Here is a 16,139-nt window from a genome sequence, read left to right on the forward strand (position 1 = left end):
CTCTTCATCCATTCAACAATCAGATTTAGCTGTTTATCTCACTTTTTATTATTTGCGCAAGCTTGCTGCAATTTTTTATTTTCTCTTCATAACCGAGTTTCTCATCTAAGAGTATAGAGACAAAAGCGCTCCCGACTATAACTCCGTCTGCCCCTCTTACTTTCTCTTTTGCTGTTTTTTCATTAACTCCAAAGCCTACATAAACAGGAGTTTGTGTATATTTTTTGATAGTCCTCAGAATCGGTTGCAAATCTTCTGCGGCTCCAGACCCCGTAATGCCGGTATAAGCAACCATATAGATAAATTTTTTTGCATCACTGACAATCTTGTGGATTCTTGCTTCACTGTCTGTTGGAGCGACAAAGCTGATATTTGCCAGATTGTTTGTGTCAAAAAGCGAAGAATACGCAAGACTTTCTTCGTAAGGCAAATCCGGAATTATAAATCCGTTGACGCCAATTTCTCTTGCCAGAGGGATTAGTTTTTGCATATTGTGTTGATAAAAACTGTTGAAATAGCCCATCCATAGTGTATCTACCTTTGGAGCGATTGCTTTTGAAATCTCTAAAAGATGCTCAAACTTAAATCCTAGTTCAAGTGCTCTCTGGTTTGCTTTTTCTATCAAAGGACCATCTGCAACAGGGTCAGAGAATGGTATGCCAAGCTCAAGAGTGTCAACTCCATTTTCATGAAGTGCCAGCGCCAAATCAATGCTAAAAGATTTTTCAGGGTATCCGGATGTGATGTATGCTACAAGTTTTTTCAAGGTGTTTCCAAATCAGGTAATTTTAGCAGAGAATATTTGACATGAGTAAGTTCGTTGTCGGATTTTAAATCATCTTTCCATATGGCAAACATGTCGCTAATGCCAAGAAGCCAGTTGAGTGTCTCTTCATTAACTTTTGTATGGTTTGTGCGTATCTCTTCAAGCGCTTCTTCCACAAAAGTTGCAAGCTTTGTCATGGATGTTATTTTCAAATAACCTGAAGCAGATTTTATGTTATGAAAAACTCGAAAAAGTTCATTAACGCTCTGCCGGTACATGTTTGGCTTTGTCAAATCAAGAATCATGACTTCCATCGAATCAACCATAATAGAATAGTGATCTAAAAATTCATCGACTATTTCATAATCAAAGTTAGAATCTAAATCACTTCTTATGCCCATAAAATATTTTCTCCTATAAGTCTAAAATTATATCAATTTTTCGTTAAAATGCTTTTTATTAAATAAACAGAGTTTATAAAAGAGTTTGAAATGACTAAAAAGATGACAATTACTTCAATCAAGAAAAGCAAGGGTGTTACGCCTTTGGTTATGATAACCGCTTATGATGCACTTTTTGCAAAGCTTTTGGAGAGTAGTTCTGACATGATTTTGGTTGGTGACAGTTTAAATATGAGTTTTGCAGGCAAGAGTGATACTTTGAGTGCAACGCTTGAACAGATGATATACCACACCAACGCTGTTGCTATGGGTGCAAAAAATAGCTTTATCATCACCGACATGCCATTTGGAACCTATGTAAATAAAAAGGAAGCTTTGAAAAATGCTATTACTGTTTTTCAACAGACTACGGCTGATGCGCTCAAGATAGAAGGCGGAGAGGATAAGGCACACATCATAGAACACCTATGCTCCAACGGTATTGCGGTATGTGGGCATATCGGGCTTTTGCCGCAGGCATTTCGCTCGGAGGGCGGCTATAAAGTTAAAGGCAGAACAAAAGAGGAAGAGGAACAGCTCATCAAAGATGCGCAGGCAGTAGAGAGGGCAGGTGCTTTTTGTATGGTGATTGAGGGTGTCAAGGCGGATGTTGCAGCCGTTGTTGCCAAAAGTGTCTCAATCCCCGTTATCGGTATCGGGGCAGGCAAAGATGTGGATGGGCAGGTGCTTGTCTTTTCTGATATGCTTGGACTTTTTGAGGAGTTTACGCCAAAATTTGTAAAAAAATATATGAACGGTGCAGCTTTAGTCAAAAAAGCAGTTGGGCAATATGCTGATGATGTAAAATCAAAAGAGTTTCCCCAAGATATCCACACTTACTAAAGAGCAGAGATGGAACGATTGGTAGAGATTGAGAAGTTTGATGGTGAAGAGATTGCTGAAAACTCTCTTCGTCCGAGTGCATGGAGTGAGTACATCGGGCAAGAGCAGATTAAAAAAAATCTCGGTGTTTTTATAGAGGCGAGCAAAAAGAGGGGAGAGGCGCTTGACCATGTCCTTTTTTACGGACCTCCGGGGCTTGGAAAGACTACGCTTGCGCTCATTATCGCAAACGAGATGCAGGCAAATATCAAAGTAACCGCAGCTCCTATGATAGAAAAAAGCGGCGATTTGGCGGCAATTTTGACAAATCTGCAAGAGGGAGATATACTCTTTATAGATGAGATTCACCGCCTCTCGCCCGCTGTAGAAGAGATCCTCTACTCCTCTATGGAAGATTTTCGTATCGACATCATCATAGGAAGCGGTCCTGCTGCACAAACGGTAAAGATTGATTTGCCTCGTTTTACGCTTGTGGGTGCTACTACAAGAGCAGGAATGCTCTCAAATCCGCTTCGTGACAGGTTTGGTATGAATTTTCGTATGCAGTTTTACTCTCCTGAAGAACTTGCGAAAATTATCTCTCAAGCTTCGGGCAAGCTGAATAAAAATATAGCTCATGAGGCGTGTTTGGAGATAGCAAAACGCAGCCGTGGAACGCCCCGTATAGCACTTAGACTTTTGCGTCGTGTAAGAGATTTTGCCGATGTTGCAAATGAGAGCAGTATAATGCATGCAAGAACACAGTATGCACTTGATGAACTCGGTATCAACGCTCATGGGTTTGATACGATGGATATTAGGCTTTTGCATATTTTAGCCGGAGCAAACGGAAGAGCGATTGGGCTAAGTACGATTGCGGCGGCACTTAGTGAGGATGAGGGGACTGTAGAGGATGTTTTAGAACCTTACCTCATTGCAAACGGTTATCTGGAGCGAACGGCAAAGGGGAGAAAGGCAACAGACGCTACCTATCAAGCCCTAAACATCACTCCGCCAAAATCAGATAATGGAGCCCTTTTTTGAAACCGCAATATTTTGTCGCAATTCTTTTTGCAACGTCGCTTTACTGGATGTATCTTCTCTATGCGCCGTTTTTGTTGGGGATGGTCATCGCAGCACTTTTAGCAATCTCTACGTCAAATATTCAAAATTTTTTTGAGAGACTTTTAAAATCAAAATTTTTAGCAGCACTTGCAAGCAGTTCCTTGCTTGCTCTTCTCTTTTTTGCGCCGCTTGGTTATTTTTTGGTTACTTTGACGCTTAAACTCAACACAATAGAGCCTGAGATTTTTAGAAATATAGAGTTGAGTGTAAATAACTTTTTGGCAAATCCTCCGGCGTATCTAAATTTTCTGAAACCTTACATGGATGATATCACGCAAGAGATAAGCGTAAACTCCATAGCTTCTTATGTCTTATCGTTTACCGGAAATATCGGTTCGCTTAGTGTAGGATATCTCAAAAACTCATTTTTAGTTATCATTTTTTACTTTTTTGCGCAGTATAACGGCGGTTTTGTAGTTGATTTGCTCAAAAGAGTGGTGCAGATGTCTGTTGAAGAGACGACGCTTCTGGCAAGAGAGCTTTCCTCTGTTATGAGTGTTGTTTTTTACTCTATCATCATAAATGCTATGTTTCAGGGCGTATTATTTGGTATCGCAATATCTTACATGGGCTATAACGGTCTTCTTTTTGGAATTATGTACGGTTTTGCTTCGCTTATCCCCGTTGTTGGCGGAGCGCTTATGTGGCTTCCGTTTATGCTTTATGAATTTTCCATGGGAAACAGTGCAAATGCCATATTCATCGCTTCTTATACCGTTGTTGTTATCTCGCTCATTGCCGATACGTTTATTAAGCCGCTTATTATCAAAGAGATAAACATAAGACTCTTAAAGGAGGATGATGCAAAGATGAATGAGCTTATCATCTTTTTTGCAATCATTGCGGGACTCAGTGTGTTTGGGTTTTGGGGGATGATTCTTGGACCTGCCATCACTGCCTTTTTTCTTGCAATTTTAAAACTCTTTGAGGCAAGAACACAGGGGTATATTAGCTAACGTTTGTAGATATGCGGGTATTCACCCTTAAACCTTCTATGAATCCAAAACCAGCATTTTGGTTGGTTGTAGATGAGAGAACCTAGCCAGTCAGCTTGAAGCTGTGTTGCTTTTTGGATATCTTCTTGCTCATTTTCTGTTTTTTCGACAACAATTTCATCAAAGAACACAAGTTCATAGCTCTCTTCATCTTTGCTTAGCATAACAACAGGGATGATAGCAGCATCATATTTTCTCGCCAAATAGGCAGGAGCCGGTGTTTGGTAAACTTTTTTACCTAAAAAATCAACCTCGATACCCTCTCTTTGATTCATGGCAGTGTCTATCAGGATACCGCTTGCCATCTTTTTTTTGACAAGTGAGATAAGCGCTCTCATAACATTTCTCTTCTCAAGCGAACTGTTTCCAAATCGCTCCCGTGATTCTAAAACCCACTGTTCATACTCTCTATTTTTCATTTTGCGAAAAACAGCAGCAAGAGGCTCTACAAAAGTGCCAATCCCGATACCGCCAAGCTCCCATGCACAGTAGTGTGATGTTACATAGATAACGGCTCTATTTTGCGCATGTACATTATCTACGATTTCTCTGTTTTTAATGGTAATTTTTTTTGCAAGTTCATCTTTGCTTATGTGTCTTAGCTCCATCAGATGCAAAAAGTTAAGTAGAAGATTTCTAAAACTGTATTTGACAATCTCTTTTTTTTGTGTGTGAGAAAGCGTATCGCCATAGATAAAATCAAGATTTACAAAGCCTGTATTTCTGTAACGTGACGAGAGATAATATGCGAGGGAGGCTAAAAATGTAAAGAAATTTTTTCTTGCCTTGTTTGGCAAAAGCATTAAAATTTTTTCTAAAAGTAAAAAGAGTTTAAATCCCATAATCACTAAATCCATTCCATAGTTTAAAAGCGGATTATAGCCAATTTCTATAATGTTATCCAAATATAAAAAATGACGAAAAAAAAAGGTTTTTTCTATTTTTTTATATTAATATTTCACTGCATAATAAGCCTTAATAGCCAAAAAAGTCTTGAACTTTCATAACAAATTAGGCTAGTGAAATATACCTTTGACGGAATTAAGTGCTTTAAGCTCAAATAGAAAATAGAGGTTTCGCTAATGACAAATTTAATAGGCGTTGATATTTCAAAAGATACGATTGATTGTTGTTTACTCATACAGAATGAGCCTTACTACCACAAATTTAACAACGATATAGAGGGGTTTAATAGCCTTTTATTTCTTTACCATAATTTCAAAGTTTTCTCTCTTGGATTTGAAAGTACGGGAAATTATCACAAAAAGTTAGAAAAATTTCTTTATAACAACGATGTTAAACCATACATTTTGAAACCGCTTTCAGTGTCTAGTTTCCGTAAGTCACTTAATGTTCACGGCAAAACTGATAAAACAGATAGCTACGTTATTGCTCGTTTTTTAAGAGATGGCGATTTATCAGAATATTTGTCTTATCCTACACGTGAATTGTTTAAACCTATTTTGTCATCTCTTCATTTAATGGATAAACAAATAAGACAAACTCAAAATAGTATCCACGCTATAGAACTTTATCCCGAAACTTCTCAAATATTACATGATTTGAGAGACATTGTTAAGTATTTGACTATAACTAGAGATAGAGTTGAAAAAAACGCTATCTCTTTGCTTTATGTAACTTGTCCCGAAGCAAAAAAAATTAAGAAAGATATATCTGGTGTCGGCGATAAGCTTTTAATTCATTTGATACCTTATCTATACGACCACTTCGACAAATTTACTTTAAAACAAATAAATGCTTTTTTCGGTCTTAATCCTGTTTCTTTTCAAAGTGGGACTTCTGTTCATAAAAAAGACAAAATTTCTAAGAAAGGTGATAGAGACATCTTAAGACTTTTGTATATGTCTGCCGTTCCTGCTATAAGAAGTAACGAGATACTTAAAAATAAATATTCAAGACTTAGAGACAAAGGTAAACCTGCAAAAGTTGCTTTAGTTTCTGTCATGTCACATATATTGAGAGCTATTGTAATTAAGCTCTCGCATTACACAAAAAGAGAGCTAAAACAATGCAAGAAGTAGATAAAAAAATATACTTTGCCTTTTTGCAATTAGTCAAAAGTAAAAAAAAAATAACTGTTTCAAGTGTTGCAAAATGTGCAAACGTTGAGCGAAAGAGTATTTATTACAGGCTAGATAAATTAGTTTCATAGTGCGTTATCTGTAACTCACTAATGAGATTAAATCTCAAAAAAAAATAAACTAAGGATGTACAAATGGCGCAAGCAGAACAAGTAAAAGATTTGGGCTCAAAGCCTCTAACAATTGCAGATGTGCAAGAGCAAACTCGTATTTATCTTGAGAGATTAAATACAAATAAAATTTTGATTGCTGGAAAGATTAAGGAAAAAAGAGTTAGCGAGCCACGTTTAAAAATTGATAAAAAAACTGGTGAGGTTATTTTGGACGAAGATGGTAAGCCTCAGTATTGGAATCCGTATTATACGGTTGTTATCGCTTTTGAAGGTGGCGAAATGTCTATTAACGTAAAATCTGATTGGCATGAGATGTTTGATGTCGGTATGCGTGTTTTGTTTGAAGGTTCATTTGGTCTTTCGTTTGGAAACATATCTCCTGTCTTTCATAAATATACTATTTTGTAAGTTAAAAAAAATGTCTTTCATGCAAGATTTAATTAATTTTGTTGACGGCGGTTCAAAAGTCAAATATTACGTTGACAATGTTACGTATTATCCAAAGCCATTGAATACAGTTGATTTTTTTGAGCATGAATTCAAGCAGTTCTACAAAACTCCTTTCGGATGTTTTGTAGGCGTTTCTATTTCTCAATTTGTTAGAGCTATTTCTGTTAGAGAGTTTGATATTATGAAAAATGATTACTTAAAAAATAAAAATAGTTCTGATAAGTTGATGGTGAGAAATCAACTTTTGTTTAGTTTTTAGTTTGCCCAAACGTGGTTTAACAAGGGGGCATAAATGGACATTTTTGCAAATTGATTATCAGGGGTTTTCAGATGGTTAAAATTATTTCACAACATGTTGACACGTTGAAAGAACACTATTATATTTCTAGTGATATTGATGATGCAGATTTTAAAAAATATTTAGGTACTGTTGATGATTTGATATATTTAAAAAAACAATCTCAAGAACGAGCAAACGAATACAATTCTGATAAAGTTATCGTCAATTTTGGCGTTCATAAATTTGAAGTTTTGCCTACGTCAATTTCTGGTTTTAGTGTTGTTCTTGTAAATAATGATATTACTATCGCTTTACGTAAAACAAAAAATAAAATTAATTCTTCGCCTTTAATGAAAGTTGAGTATCGTGCAGAATTTTTGGCACGTTATGGCTATGTTAAGTGCATTTCAATAGTTAATAATTTTGTAAAAATTCATTTGTTATCTTCATATCTTTTGAAAATACCTGAGATACATTTAGCATGTGATATTCAAGGTTACAACTTTACACATCTAGATTTTTATCGATTGCGTACGAGAGCAAGATTAGCACAAACGCATGAAGATGTTAGTGAATTTGCTAAAGCTTCTGTCTATGGTGGTATTACATCGTTTAGCGGTTTCACGTTTGGTGGTGGTGATTATCATTTAAGAGTTTATAACAAATCATTAGAGATTGATAAGAAAAAAGAGAAATCTTTTGTAAAAAGTTATCTTTGGCAAAATTGTTTAGATTATGATGAAAATAAAACTGTTTGGCGTATTGAAATTCAGTTTAGACGAGAGAAGCTAAAAAAATTAAAAAATGCAGATAGTTATAACTTTGATGATTACTTAACAGTTTTAAATAATATTCCCGCTCTGTTTGATAAGGCTTTGACTGATTTTAAGTTGCTTGATTTAGATGAGAAAACAGTTTTTAATCTTCTTCGTGGTAAGCGTACTTTGAGAGATGGTACTGAGAAATTATTAACTAAATATGCTATGCAAAAGATATATCAAAGAGCTAATGTTCTTGATTTTTGGGAAGACATGAAAGTTTGGAATGGTTATCGAATGAGTGGTGTATCAACTTCTTTTAAAGTACCGCAAAAAGGTTCTTTAGATTACGTTTCAAATAGTATTAAAAGTTTATTTTCTACTATGAGTAAGTATTATGGTTCAATATCTCAAGATACTTTAATTCAAGCATTCAAAGATAGTAATTCGAAGAATTATCAAGATAAAGAAATCTCTTTGTTAGAAGATTGTATTAATAAACAGCTAGACTGGTTCGAAAAGATAGATTATTGCAGATTTAACGGCGTCGTTTCGGTTCCTGACTATCAAGATTTAGAGAGAAGCATATATACAACTGTTTATAAAGCTAGTGATAGCGTTTATGATGTTCTATATAGTCCTGAATTGGTAGAAAAATTGGATTCTAGAGCTTTATTTCATAATAAAGGAGGTGTTTCTATATAAATGGCTTATGATTTTGGAAGATATTTCAAGCCTAAAGAGTTTGAATGCGGTTGCGGATGTGGTGGTCTTGATATCAGTCAAAAACTAGTAGATAGATTAAATACTGCTAGGGAGTTGCTAAAGCAACCTATCGTAATAAATAGCGGTTTTAGATGTTTAGAGCATAATAGAAAAATTGGCTCTGAGGATAGTTCCGCACATGTTAAAGGTCTTGCAGTTGATATTAGAGCAATAGATAGTAATTACCGTTACAAATTGCTAAATGTCTTGTTTTTTTGTGGTTTTTTTCGCATCGGTATTGATAAGGATTTTATACATATTGATATTGATGAAAGTAAACCTCAAAAAGTTACTTTTTTATATTAAAAATAAAGGATTTAAAAAAAAATGTTTACTTTTCAATGGTTAATGCCGCTAGTTTTTGATTTAATTAGAGGTTACATTAATTCAACATCATCTAAGAGTGATGATGAAGTTTTGTCGATTATACAATATGGTGCTAGTTATCTAGCTAACAAAGATAATAACACGCTGTCTAAGTATGATGCTGATTTGTTATTAAAAAAAGAAATGAAATAAAAGAGGATTAAAAAAAATGTTAACATTAAGAGAAATAAAAGGCTCTGTACTTACTCATGCCGAAATGGATTCAAATTTTAAGGAAGTTTTAAAATTGCAAAATTTTCTTAATATTATATTGAGTGTTAGTTCTTCACCTATGGTAGATGTTCTTTCAGGTTCTGACTTAATTAATTTAAGTGAATCAAATTATAATGATTCTGTTACTTGTATTAAGACTTTTGATTCAGTATTTAAAAGCGTTGTTATGCTAGATTTTAATACTGTTCAGTCTAAGCAGTTTGACTTTACTGCTACAATGTATGACTTGTCAAGTGTTCAAAATATAAATACTGCTAATAGTCGTCTTGTTTTTTTTGATGAAAATTTTAGTTTTATTTCTAGTTTAGATTTGTTGCCAAACGCTACAAATGATGCTTATTTTGTTAGTTTAGATATGTCTGCATATTCTAATCTTCGCTATTCTTTGTTTTTTATACAGAGTGATATTGAGCAGATGGAAGCAAATTTTACTGTCAATCAGATTATTGTTGGTTAGGTTTGAATTATGAGTGAGAATTATGTTGAAGCAAATTATACTGAACTTGATTATGTCGTAGGCGATTCTGTATCTACTGTGGTTTGTGATTTGTCTTTGGTTAGTTCAAAAATCGATAGTAATTCAGTCGATTTGAAAACAATATTAGATAATTTTAATAGTATGCTAAGCGTTGTAAATAATAGTTTTTCATCATTGCATGCAAATATTTTTAATTTGCTAGCTAAAGTAGAAAATAATACAAGTGATTTGATAAATATTAAATCATATTTATTTTCTAATAATTTTATTTCGCTTAATGGAAACGGTTGTGAGTTTCTGGACGGCACTAATGTCAAAGTTGCAGGTCGTGACGTCGTCTATAGTGTTGCAAGAAGTTTTGTATCTTTATATTCCGACAACGGCTATACAGTGCATTATGACTTAGTTTCTGACGACGGTTACAAATTAACAGTTCCAGAAGCACTCTTGACAAAATATGTGTAGGCGGTGTAGAATGTTCAAAAAGTATAAAGGTTGTTTTTATGGAAATGCTTTTAAAAGTTTTAAATTCAGTTCACTTGTGGCGAGGTATTGCCATAGGTTCTTTATTGGCTATAATAGTAAATTGCAAATAGTTTCATGTAGTAGGGGCTTTTAATGGTGGCTCCACTGCTTGTTCCCATTTTTGAGGCTTTAGCCGCTGGTGCTGCTTATGAAGTTGTAAACAATTATATAACTCGCTCAGTAAATCCAAAAGGCGCACCTGATATAAATCCTATCCCGACATCAAAACCAAAAACTGCTACTATTGCAAGTAAAAAGCAAAATTTAGCTAATTTTGCTATGGGTGTTTCTTGTATGTTGTCTGATGCAACTACTTCTACTATAGAATCTACTACGAAAGGTGTTGCGAATGCAGAATCTATCTCAGTTGAGCAACGCACTAAAACTACACAGCTGTTGGATAATTCTTCTGCAAGTCCATTGTTGACAAATCAAGTTTTCATTAAAGATAGTATTGACAAATTAATTGACGCTATCAATACAAGTTCCTTAGTTACTGCTTCCGTTTTCGGAACTCTTGATGTTAATTTGTCTGTTATCGGTGCTTCGTTAGCTTCAATTTCTGCTACTCTTATAGATGTATCAGAAAATTATCAAGAAGATTTAACAAACACTGGTGATACTCCATATATAAATACTTCTGACTATTATAAGATGTTGTCAAGTTCTGGCGTTTCTGCTGACGAGGTTTCAAGATTACAAACAGCTGAAAATGCTTATATTGAAACTATGAGAAGTCAAGGTGCGAGTTATTCAGATATTAAAAAAGCTTTAATTAGTTGGCGTCAACAAAATGTTCCATCATCAGCTCAGCAAAAAATTGATGATGATATTAACGGTCTTTCGAGTGGTATAACTTATAAAACTGTTATACGTTCAACTACGAGCGGTGAAAATTTAACTGAATATATCCCTAGTAATTCTTCTGTTAGTTCTGTTGCAAGTGTTTTAGAAGCACCATATTTAGAAGAGTGGGCAAATTCTCAAAAATTAATAAATGACGGTATTTTGACTTTCGGTTCTGATATCGTTGGTCGTTCATACAGTGCAAGAACGCAAAAAGATGAATACGCAATTACTCAAACTGAAATTAGAGATTTGGACGGTAATGTAGTTGCCATAATGAAGCCTGTTGAAATTCAAGCAGTGAAAAATTCTACTGACGCTAGACTTAGAACTGATATGAATAATTTAGAGTTTGATAATGATGATTTTGATATGAGCTTAACTCCTGATTTAGACTTGTCAAAGCTCTTTCAGTTTGATAAGAAATCAACTCGTTTAAACGATATTGTTTCGTCTTTGGGAGGTTCTATTTGAGCATCGGTGCGATTGGTCAAAATTCAGTAAGTGAGTTTTTTGAAGATTTAACATACCAGGTTGGCTACAATGAAGCACGCTCACAAGTTCAAAATCTTGTTAAAGATGTTGAGAGTGACGCGGTTAAAAGTGCTCTTGAAAGTTCTATGAACATTCTTACTATGGGTTTAATGATGCTTTTAATTAGGTCTCAAGAAGATTTTGTTCAAAAAGTGTTTACTCTCGCTCAAGGTTTAGTTGTTATTGCTTTAGCTTCGGATTTTGCGCAAAAAACTAAAAATAAATTGCAGAATTTTCGAGGCTTTAAATTTTTAAAAAAGTTTGAACTCTTTCAAAAATCATATGCTGATAGAGTTGCAACTGCTCAACTTGTTTTGGACGGTGCAAATGCTCATTTTAGTGCTGAACGTTTAACGCAAAACGAGGGTAGCACTATTGATAGTGTAATAAGACAAAAAGAACATATCGTTAACCGTGAATCATTTCATTTGAATGTCGCTGATAAGATGGCTAGTAGATATAACGATACTCTGCTTTTTAAAATGTTTACAAAATCGTTTACTTCAAATGATGAAACTATGATAAAGCGTATTTTAGGACGTGACACTGCATCGTCTATAACTGCTGACGAGTTGAATCATGTTGCTGACTTCATGTACGTTACGGATTCCGCTGGTCACGTAACTGGTCTTAGCGAGCAGTTCTTAACTTTGTTGAATGGCTTAGGCTATGTTTATAATAAATAAGAGGTGAAAAAATGGCTATAAATTGTGAAGAAGTTTCAGCTGAAGAGTTGAAAAGATTAAGAGATATTCAAAGACTTTTACAGGCTTTAGTTCTTGCCCTGTATGGCACTTTAGATTCATTGCATTTGGAGGAGGTTTTGTAAATGATTTCTACTCTTTTTTGCTGTGAATCTTTTCTTTTGGATTATTTGTCGATTTATCAACCTGAGCATGAAGACCAGTTGTATCCTAAGGGAATGACTTTTGGTAATTCGTATGTACAACTTTTTTTTATTGGTAATTTTCCTGGTTTTGATCCTATTGTACATCAGCTAGAAGTTTTTGTTGAGATTCCTTTTCGTGTTCTGTCTTCAGATGTTACTTCTTTTTGGAAATTACCTAATTCTTTGCAAGTTCTTGGCTATTCTTATTATCGAGATTCTGAAAATCATCCTTTTTATGCTGATTACGTATTTACTCGTTGTGATATTGATGAGTTTATATCGCTTTTGCGTTTGTTGTTTGATAGCTATAACGGTCATTTAGGTAAAATATATTGTGTTTCTGATGAAACTTTTTATGACGTTTCATGTTCTTTAACTTTTGATATGTTTATGTCTTATGTTTATCCAAAACTAACTTTTTTGAGTACTCCTGATGCCTAAATACAGAATCCAATTAAAGCAAGGAAAGCGCACTATCGTTGAGCATGCAGAGTTTAAGTCGCTCTCTCATGCCTTAGATTTTTACAGCACGCTTTCGACTATGAAAGTAACTGAAATACTAAGAGTTGAATATGAAGATTTGACTGAAAACATACCTATTGATGATATGAATTATAATTCACTTTTCAAAGGCTTTATAAAAAATGATGAAACTAGAATGAGTAAACAAGTTCTTCATCATAATATAAAATTGACTAAATCAAGTGATGATGTTTTTGCAAAGATTAAAGAATGTATGGACATTTCTGGCTTAAATGTCGATAGTGTTTATTGTTCACTGTTTAAAAAGTAGTTGAAAAATGACACGTTCAGAAGCAAAACTATTTTTTCAACGTTTAGATATTAATCTTGATAATGATGAAGTTAGTTGTTTTAAATGTTGTAATCCACTCTATTATAAATCATATTCATATCGCTGTATAAATAATCATACTTATAATTACCAAACGCTTGTTTTTGAATATGCAAAGTTTTTAAATGATTTAAAAGAAGATGTAGCAGATAATAAAATTTGCTGTGTTCAATTTTAAGCCTATTTTAAAAAAAATAGCACATTTTTTGAGGATTAAGTTTTTTTTTAAAGTCAAAAAGGCTACTGCTGTTTCTACATTGCGTAGCTTTCTTCCGTTCCCTTCATCGTCATACCGACTTTATAAATTTTTTAGCTTAGAATGTCCTTGTGTGGGACTTCGTCCCCCATAAGGACACTGTAAGCTAATAAAATTTAATAATCAAAGGTTGACTATGTAGGGTGCGGAAAAAAGTTGCGCTTTGGAGATTTTAGCTTTCTTTTGTTTAGCAGATTCAGATTTTGCTGTCTTAGTTTCTATCGGCGGTTATTGTTTTATGCGTTAAAAATTTGTAATGTTTGTTTTGAAAAAAAATAAATTACACACTCTTTAAAAAAGTGTTTACTTTATCCATTTAAAACCACGTTGAATAGTGCATTAAAAAAAAATTCTTCACACCCTGTGAAATAAAAAAAATAACTTCATACTTTCATCACTTTAAGCTACTTCACGTATCACTTAAAGAATAAAAAAAAAGGTTATCGCAAATGATAAAGCAAAAGATAAACGGTAAAAGTGCCGGAACTGCTTATGCCGCTATGACTACGGCTGACTTTTCTTTACTTTCTCCTCTATTGGCTGGTGTAAGCGAATTATTTATAAAAGTCGCTTCTGGTGGTACTGTTGCTAACATCGCAACTCCAAATTTTAGACGTTTTTCCGTCGGTAAAAAAAACATTGATGGTGTAACTATCTCGAAGGCTTTCACTCTTCCACATTGTAAAACAACTGTGAAGGATGATGATATTAGAACTCAAACGATTGGTTTGTTTGACGTAGATTACAATTCTTCTGTTAAGTGTGAATATTGTAATTCAATTGGTAATTCTAGTAGGGGGTAATAAATGTCAAAAAGTTTAGTAATTAACCGTTTTAGCGGAAAAAATCACTCTATCACTCTTCCATGCGACGATACAGTTGCCGCAACTTTTGCAAGTGCAGTATTAGATGGAGAGTTTGCAGTTTACAGTCTAGCGACTACTAGCGGTGCTTCCGACGTTGAGACTTCTTACAAAGATATGCAAATCATGGTAAAAAATTCAACTACCGCTGAAAAAACATATCTTAATATCAAAGTTAAGGCAAATAAGTCTGAGGAAGACGTTTTTGCAGTCTTAATCGGTATGACTATCAACGGTGTTGTCGTAGATGAGGCTTTCGTCATTTCAAATAGATTAATTACTGCGTAATTCTTCTATGACGATTGATTTATACATGGGGATTTTAGGCTTTTTGTTTACTTTCCTCACATACTTTGCGTATGTTACCTCTCGTTTTGCTAAATTAGAAAGTGAAGTCAAACATCTTAGAGATGATATTGAAGACTTTCACGAAATTAAGCAGATAGTTTATGAGATACATGCTCAAAATAAAGTTTTGTTAAATATAAAATCTTCTTCTGTCTAGTTTCTACAAAAAAACATCATATAGAGCATTTTAAACGCTCTGTATGATAAAATCTCAAAAAAAACCTCAAAACCTTGACAAACATTACGGAATTTTCTATAATGTTATCCAAATATAAAAAATGACGAAAAAAAAAGGTTTTTTCTATTTTTTTATATTAATATTTCAACTTAGAGACAAAGGTAAACCTGCAAAAGTTGCTTTAGTTTCTGTCATGTCACATATATTGAGAGCTATTGTAATTAAGCTCTCGCATTACACAAAAAGAGAGCTAAAACAATGCAAGAAGTAGATAAAAAAATATACTTTGCCTTTTTGCAATTAGTCAAAAGTAAAAAAAAAATAACTGTTTCAAGTGTTGCAAAATGTGCAAACGTTGAGCGAAAGAGTATTTATTACAGGCTAGATAAATTAGTTTCATAGTGCGTTATCTGTAACTCACTAATGAGATTAAATCTCAAAAAAAAATAAACTAAGGATGTACAAATGGCGCAAGCAGAACAAGTAAAAGATTTGGGCTCAAAGCCTCTAACAATTGCAGATGTGCAAGAGCAAACTCGTATTTATCTTGAGAGATTAAATACAAATAAAATTTTGATTGCTGGAAAGATTAAGGAAAAAAGAGTTAGCGAGCCACGTTTAAAAATTGATAAAAAAACTGGTGAGGTTATTTTGGACGAAGATGGTAAGCCTCAGTATTGGAATCCGTATTATACGGTTGTTATCGCTTTTGAAGGTGGCGAAATGTCTATTAACGTAAAATCTGATTGGCATGAGATGTTTGATGTCGGTATGCGTGTTTTGTTTGAAGGTTCATTTGGTCTTTCGTTTGGAAACATATCTCCTGTCTTTCATAAATATACTATTTTGTAAGTTAAAAAAAATGTCTTTCATGCAAGATTTAATTAATTTTGTTGACGGCGGTTCAAAAGTCAAATATTACGTTGACAATGTTACGTATTATCCAAAGCCATTGAATACAGTTGATTTTTTTGAGCATGAATTCAAGCAGTTCTACAAAACTCCTTTCGGATGTTTTGTAGGCGTTTCTATTTCTCAATTTGTTAGAGCTATTTCTGTTAGAGAGTTTGATATTATGAAAAATGATTACTTAAAAAATAAAAATAGTTCTGATAAGTTGATGGTGAGAAATCAACTTTTGTTTAGTTTTTAG

27 protein-coding genes are annotated in these 16,139 nt (G+C 34.0%); 24 read left to right on the forward strand and 3 right to left on the reverse strand.

All coding sequences use genetic code 11. The features are described from left to right. Window positions 1-25: 25 nt before the first annotated feature. Both trpA and PHY84_RS06250 read right to left on the reverse strand, forming a co-directional pair. Window positions 26-766, reverse strand: a complete 741-nt coding sequence (gene trpA, locus PHY84_RS06245; RefSeq protein ID WP_299858520.1) for a tryptophan synthase subunit alpha — start codon at window positions 764-766, stop codon at window positions 26-28. Beyond that, window positions 763-1,167 carry an Hpt domain-containing protein gene (locus PHY84_RS06250; protein WP_299858521.1) on the reverse strand — a complete coding sequence of 135 codons (405 nt, stop codon included), beginning with the start codon at window positions 1,165-1,167 and terminating at the stop codon, window positions 763-765. Before PHY84_RS06250 ends, trpA begins: the two co-directional genes overlap by 4 nt. A gap of 90 nt (window positions 1,168-1,257) precedes the next feature. Here PHY84_RS06250 and panB point away from each other — a divergent pair, with 90 nt between their 5' ends. From panB to PHY84_RS06265, 3 genes are read left to right on the forward strand one after another with little or no spacing between them, the layout of a single operon-like run. Continuing rightward, complete coding sequence (gene panB / locus PHY84_RS06255; protein WP_299858523.1) at window positions 1,258-2,049, forward strand: 3-methyl-2-oxobutanoate hydroxymethyltransferase; 792 nt, start codon at window positions 1,258-1,260, stop codon at window positions 2,047-2,049. A gap of 9 nt (window positions 2,050-2,058) precedes the next feature. After that, window positions 2,059-3,072, forward strand: coding sequence for a Holliday junction branch migration DNA helicase RuvB (ruvB, locus tag PHY84_RS06260; RefSeq protein ID WP_299858524.1), 1,014 nt, complete (start codon window positions 2,059-2,061; stop codon window positions 3,070-3,072). Continuing rightward, on the forward strand, window positions 3,069-4,109 hold the full coding sequence (locus PHY84_RS06265; protein WP_299858525.1) for an AI-2E family transporter: 1,041 nt from the start codon (window positions 3,069-3,071) through the stop codon (window positions 4,107-4,109). Before ruvB ends, PHY84_RS06265 begins: the two co-directional genes overlap by 4 nt. Here PHY84_RS06265 and PHY84_RS06270 read toward each other — a convergent pair. Next, the gene (locus tag PHY84_RS06270) at window positions 4,106-5,005 is read right to left on the reverse strand and encodes a lipid A biosynthesis lauroyl acyltransferase (RefSeq protein ID WP_299858526.1); all 900 of its coding nucleotides are present in this window, start codon (window positions 5,003-5,005) and stop codon (window positions 4,106-4,108) included. The two genes, PHY84_RS06265 and PHY84_RS06270, sit on opposite strands and share 4 nt — an antisense overlap. Window positions 5,006-5,230: 225 nt before the next feature. Here PHY84_RS06270 and PHY84_RS06275 point away from each other — a divergent pair, with 225 nt between their 5' ends. From PHY84_RS06275 to PHY84_RS06375, 21 genes are all read left to right on the forward strand, one after another. After that, a complete protein-coding gene (locus PHY84_RS06275; RefSeq protein WP_299858527.1) occupies window positions 5,231-6,190 on the forward strand; it encodes a transposase in 960 nt (319 codons plus the stop codon). After that, on the forward strand, window positions 6,178-6,321 hold the full coding sequence (locus PHY84_RS06280; protein ID WP_299858529.1) for a hypothetical protein: 144 nt from the start codon (window positions 6,178-6,180) through the stop codon (window positions 6,319-6,321). The genes PHY84_RS06275 and PHY84_RS06280 overlap by 13 nt, the downstream gene beginning before the upstream one ends. Window positions 6,322-6,384: 63 nt before the next feature. Continuing rightward, on the forward strand, window positions 6,385-6,771 hold the full coding sequence (locus tag PHY84_RS06285; protein WP_299858531.1) for a hypothetical protein: 387 nt from the start codon (window positions 6,385-6,387) through the stop codon (window positions 6,769-6,771). 19 nt (window positions 6,772-6,790) lie between these two features. Then, window positions 6,791-7,072 carry a hypothetical protein gene (locus tag PHY84_RS06290; RefSeq protein ID WP_299858532.1) on the forward strand — a complete coding sequence of 94 codons (282 nt, stop codon included), beginning with the start codon at window positions 6,791-6,793 and terminating at the stop codon, window positions 7,070-7,072. Between the two features lie 71 nt (window positions 7,073-7,143). After that, window positions 7,144-8,556 carry a hypothetical protein gene (locus tag PHY84_RS06295; RefSeq protein ID WP_299858533.1) on the forward strand — a complete coding sequence of 471 codons (1,413 nt, stop codon included), beginning with the start codon at window positions 7,144-7,146 and terminating at the stop codon, window positions 8,554-8,556. Next, on the forward strand, window positions 8,557-8,922 hold the full coding sequence (locus PHY84_RS06300) for a D-Ala-D-Ala carboxypeptidase family metallohydrolase (RefSeq protein ID WP_299858534.1): 366 nt from the start codon (window positions 8,557-8,559) through the stop codon (window positions 8,920-8,922). Between the two features lie 21 nt (window positions 8,923-8,943). Beyond that, window positions 8,944-9,135, forward strand: coding sequence for a hypothetical protein (locus PHY84_RS06305; protein WP_299858535.1), 192 nt, complete (start codon window positions 8,944-8,946; stop codon window positions 9,133-9,135). Window positions 9,136-9,151: 16 nt separating this feature from the next. Further along, window positions 9,152-9,673 (forward strand): hypothetical protein, encoded by a 522-nt coding sequence (locus PHY84_RS06310; RefSeq protein ID WP_299858536.1) that lies wholly within the window; start codon window positions 9,152-9,154, stop codon window positions 9,671-9,673. A gap of 9 nt (window positions 9,674-9,682) precedes the next feature. Beyond that, window positions 9,683-10,159 (forward strand): hypothetical protein, encoded by a 477-nt coding sequence (locus PHY84_RS06315; protein WP_299858537.1) that lies wholly within the window; start codon window positions 9,683-9,685, stop codon window positions 10,157-10,159. Between the two features lie 153 nt (window positions 10,160-10,312). Continuing rightward, on the forward strand, window positions 10,313-11,539 hold the full coding sequence (locus PHY84_RS06320; protein WP_299858538.1) for a hypothetical protein: 1,227 nt from the start codon (window positions 10,313-10,315) through the stop codon (window positions 11,537-11,539). Then, the gene (locus PHY84_RS06325) at window positions 11,536-12,285 is read left to right on the forward strand and encodes a hypothetical protein (protein WP_299858539.1); all 750 of its coding nucleotides are present in this window, start codon (window positions 11,536-11,538) and stop codon (window positions 12,283-12,285) included. Before PHY84_RS06320 ends, PHY84_RS06325 begins: the two co-directional genes overlap by 4 nt. A gap of 11 nt (window positions 12,286-12,296) precedes the next feature. Next, on the forward strand, window positions 12,297-12,428 hold the full coding sequence (locus PHY84_RS06330; protein ID WP_299858540.1) for a hypothetical protein: 132 nt from the start codon (window positions 12,297-12,299) through the stop codon (window positions 12,426-12,428). After that, a complete protein-coding gene (locus PHY84_RS06335) occupies window positions 12,429-12,929 on the forward strand; it encodes a hypothetical protein (protein ID WP_299858541.1) in 501 nt (166 codons plus the stop codon). Next, window positions 12,922-13,281: a hypothetical protein gene (locus PHY84_RS06340; protein WP_299858542.1), complete on the forward strand. Its 360-nt coding sequence runs from the start codon at window positions 12,922-12,924 to the stop codon at window positions 13,279-13,281. The genes PHY84_RS06335 and PHY84_RS06340 overlap by 8 nt, the downstream gene beginning before the upstream one ends. Before the next feature lie 7 nt (window positions 13,282-13,288). After that, entirely contained in the window at window positions 13,289-13,519 is a 231-nt protein-coding gene (locus PHY84_RS06345) for a hypothetical protein (RefSeq protein WP_299858543.1), read from the forward strand. Window positions 13,520-14,046: 527 nt separating this feature from the next. Further along, window positions 14,047-14,400, forward strand: a complete 354-nt coding sequence (locus tag PHY84_RS06350) for a hypothetical protein (protein WP_299858544.1) — start codon at window positions 14,047-14,049, stop codon at window positions 14,398-14,400. 3 nt (window positions 14,401-14,403) lie between these two features. Beyond that, window positions 14,404-14,748: a hypothetical protein gene (locus tag PHY84_RS06355; protein ID WP_299858545.1), complete on the forward strand. Its 345-nt coding sequence runs from the start codon at window positions 14,404-14,406 to the stop codon at window positions 14,746-14,748. 7 nt (window positions 14,749-14,755) lie between these two features. Next, window positions 14,756-14,965 carry a hypothetical protein gene (locus PHY84_RS06360; protein ID WP_299858546.1) on the forward strand — a complete coding sequence of 70 codons (210 nt, stop codon included), beginning with the start codon at window positions 14,756-14,758 and terminating at the stop codon, window positions 14,963-14,965. Between the two features lie 279 nt (window positions 14,966-15,244). Continuing rightward, complete coding sequence (locus PHY84_RS06365; RefSeq protein WP_299858529.1) at window positions 15,245-15,388, forward strand: hypothetical protein; 144 nt, start codon at window positions 15,245-15,247, stop codon at window positions 15,386-15,388. Window positions 15,389-15,451: 63 nt separating this feature from the next. Next, window positions 15,452-15,838, forward strand: coding sequence for a hypothetical protein (locus tag PHY84_RS06370; protein ID WP_299858531.1), 387 nt, complete (start codon window positions 15,452-15,454; stop codon window positions 15,836-15,838). Between the two features lie 19 nt (window positions 15,839-15,857). Next, window positions 15,858-16,139, forward strand: coding sequence for a hypothetical protein (locus PHY84_RS06375; protein WP_299858532.1), 282 nt, complete (start codon window positions 15,858-15,860; stop codon window positions 16,137-16,139).

This window comes from Sulfurimonas sp. (genome assembly GCF_028694605.1).
GTDB lineage: Bacteria > Campylobacterota > Campylobacteria > Campylobacterales > Sulfurimonadaceae > Sulfurimonas.

What these genes read in the sequence shown, in the direction of transcription:
- PHY84_RS06250 (WP_299858521.1), bottom strand. Translation starts at nt 1,167, where the DNA reads ATGGGCATAAGAAGTGATTTAGATTCTAACTTTGATTATGAAATAGTC.
- panB (WP_299858523.1), top strand. Translation starts at nt 1,258, where the DNA reads ATGACTAAAAAGATGACAATTACTTCAATCAAGAAAAGCAAGGGTGTT.
- ruvB (WP_299858524.1), top strand. Translation starts at nt 2,059, where the DNA reads ATGGAACGATTGGTAGAGATTGAGAAGTTTGATGGTGAAGAGATTGCT.
- PHY84_RS06270 (WP_299858526.1), bottom strand. Translation starts at nt 5,005, where the DNA reads ATGGATTTAGTGATTATGGGATTTAAACTCTTTTTACTTTTAGAAAAA.
- PHY84_RS06275 (WP_299858527.1), top strand. Translation starts at nt 5,231, where the DNA reads ATGACAAATTTAATAGGCGTTGATATTTCAAAAGATACGATTGATTGT.
- PHY84_RS06280 (WP_299858529.1), top strand. Translation starts at nt 6,178, where the DNA reads ATGCAAGAAGTAGATAAAAAAATATACTTTGCCTTTTTGCAATTAGTC.
- PHY84_RS06285 (WP_299858531.1), top strand. Translation starts at nt 6,385, where the DNA reads ATGGCGCAAGCAGAACAAGTAAAAGATTTGGGCTCAAAGCCTCTAACA.
- PHY84_RS06290 (WP_299858532.1), top strand. Translation starts at nt 6,791, where the DNA reads ATGCAAGATTTAATTAATTTTGTTGACGGCGGTTCAAAAGTCAAATAT.
- PHY84_RS06295 (WP_299858533.1), top strand. Translation starts at nt 7,144, where the DNA reads ATGGTTAAAATTATTTCACAACATGTTGACACGTTGAAAGAACACTAT.
- PHY84_RS06300 (WP_299858534.1), top strand. Translation starts at nt 8,557, where the DNA reads ATGGCTTATGATTTTGGAAGATATTTCAAGCCTAAAGAGTTTGAATGC.
- PHY84_RS06305 (WP_299858535.1), top strand. Translation starts at nt 8,944, where the DNA reads ATGTTTACTTTTCAATGGTTAATGCCGCTAGTTTTTGATTTAATTAGA.
- PHY84_RS06310 (WP_299858536.1), top strand. Translation starts at nt 9,152, where the DNA reads ATGTTAACATTAAGAGAAATAAAAGGCTCTGTACTTACTCATGCCGAA.
- PHY84_RS06315 (WP_299858537.1), top strand. Translation starts at nt 9,683, where the DNA reads ATGAGTGAGAATTATGTTGAAGCAAATTATACTGAACTTGATTATGTC.
- PHY84_RS06320 (WP_299858538.1), top strand. Translation starts at nt 10,313, where the DNA reads ATGGTGGCTCCACTGCTTGTTCCCATTTTTGAGGCTTTAGCCGCTGGT.
- PHY84_RS06330 (WP_299858540.1), top strand. Translation starts at nt 12,297, where the DNA reads ATGGCTATAAATTGTGAAGAAGTTTCAGCTGAAGAGTTGAAAAGATTA.
- PHY84_RS06335 (WP_299858541.1), top strand. Translation starts at nt 12,429, where the DNA reads ATGATTTCTACTCTTTTTTGCTGTGAATCTTTTCTTTTGGATTATTTG.
- PHY84_RS06340 (WP_299858542.1), top strand. Translation starts at nt 12,922, where the DNA reads ATGCCTAAATACAGAATCCAATTAAAGCAAGGAAAGCGCACTATCGTT.
- PHY84_RS06345 (WP_299858543.1), top strand. Translation starts at nt 13,289, where the DNA reads ATGACACGTTCAGAAGCAAAACTATTTTTTCAACGTTTAGATATTAAT.
- PHY84_RS06350 (WP_299858544.1), top strand. Translation starts at nt 14,047, where the DNA reads ATGATAAAGCAAAAGATAAACGGTAAAAGTGCCGGAACTGCTTATGCC.
- PHY84_RS06355 (WP_299858545.1), top strand. Translation starts at nt 14,404, where the DNA reads ATGTCAAAAAGTTTAGTAATTAACCGTTTTAGCGGAAAAAATCACTCT.
- PHY84_RS06360 (WP_299858546.1), top strand. Translation starts at nt 14,756, where the DNA reads ATGACGATTGATTTATACATGGGGATTTTAGGCTTTTTGTTTACTTTC.
- PHY84_RS06365 (WP_299858529.1), top strand. Translation starts at nt 15,245, where the DNA reads ATGCAAGAAGTAGATAAAAAAATATACTTTGCCTTTTTGCAATTAGTC.
- PHY84_RS06370 (WP_299858531.1), top strand. Translation starts at nt 15,452, where the DNA reads ATGGCGCAAGCAGAACAAGTAAAAGATTTGGGCTCAAAGCCTCTAACA.
- PHY84_RS06375 (WP_299858532.1), top strand. Translation starts at nt 15,858, where the DNA reads ATGCAAGATTTAATTAATTTTGTTGACGGCGGTTCAAAAGTCAAATAT.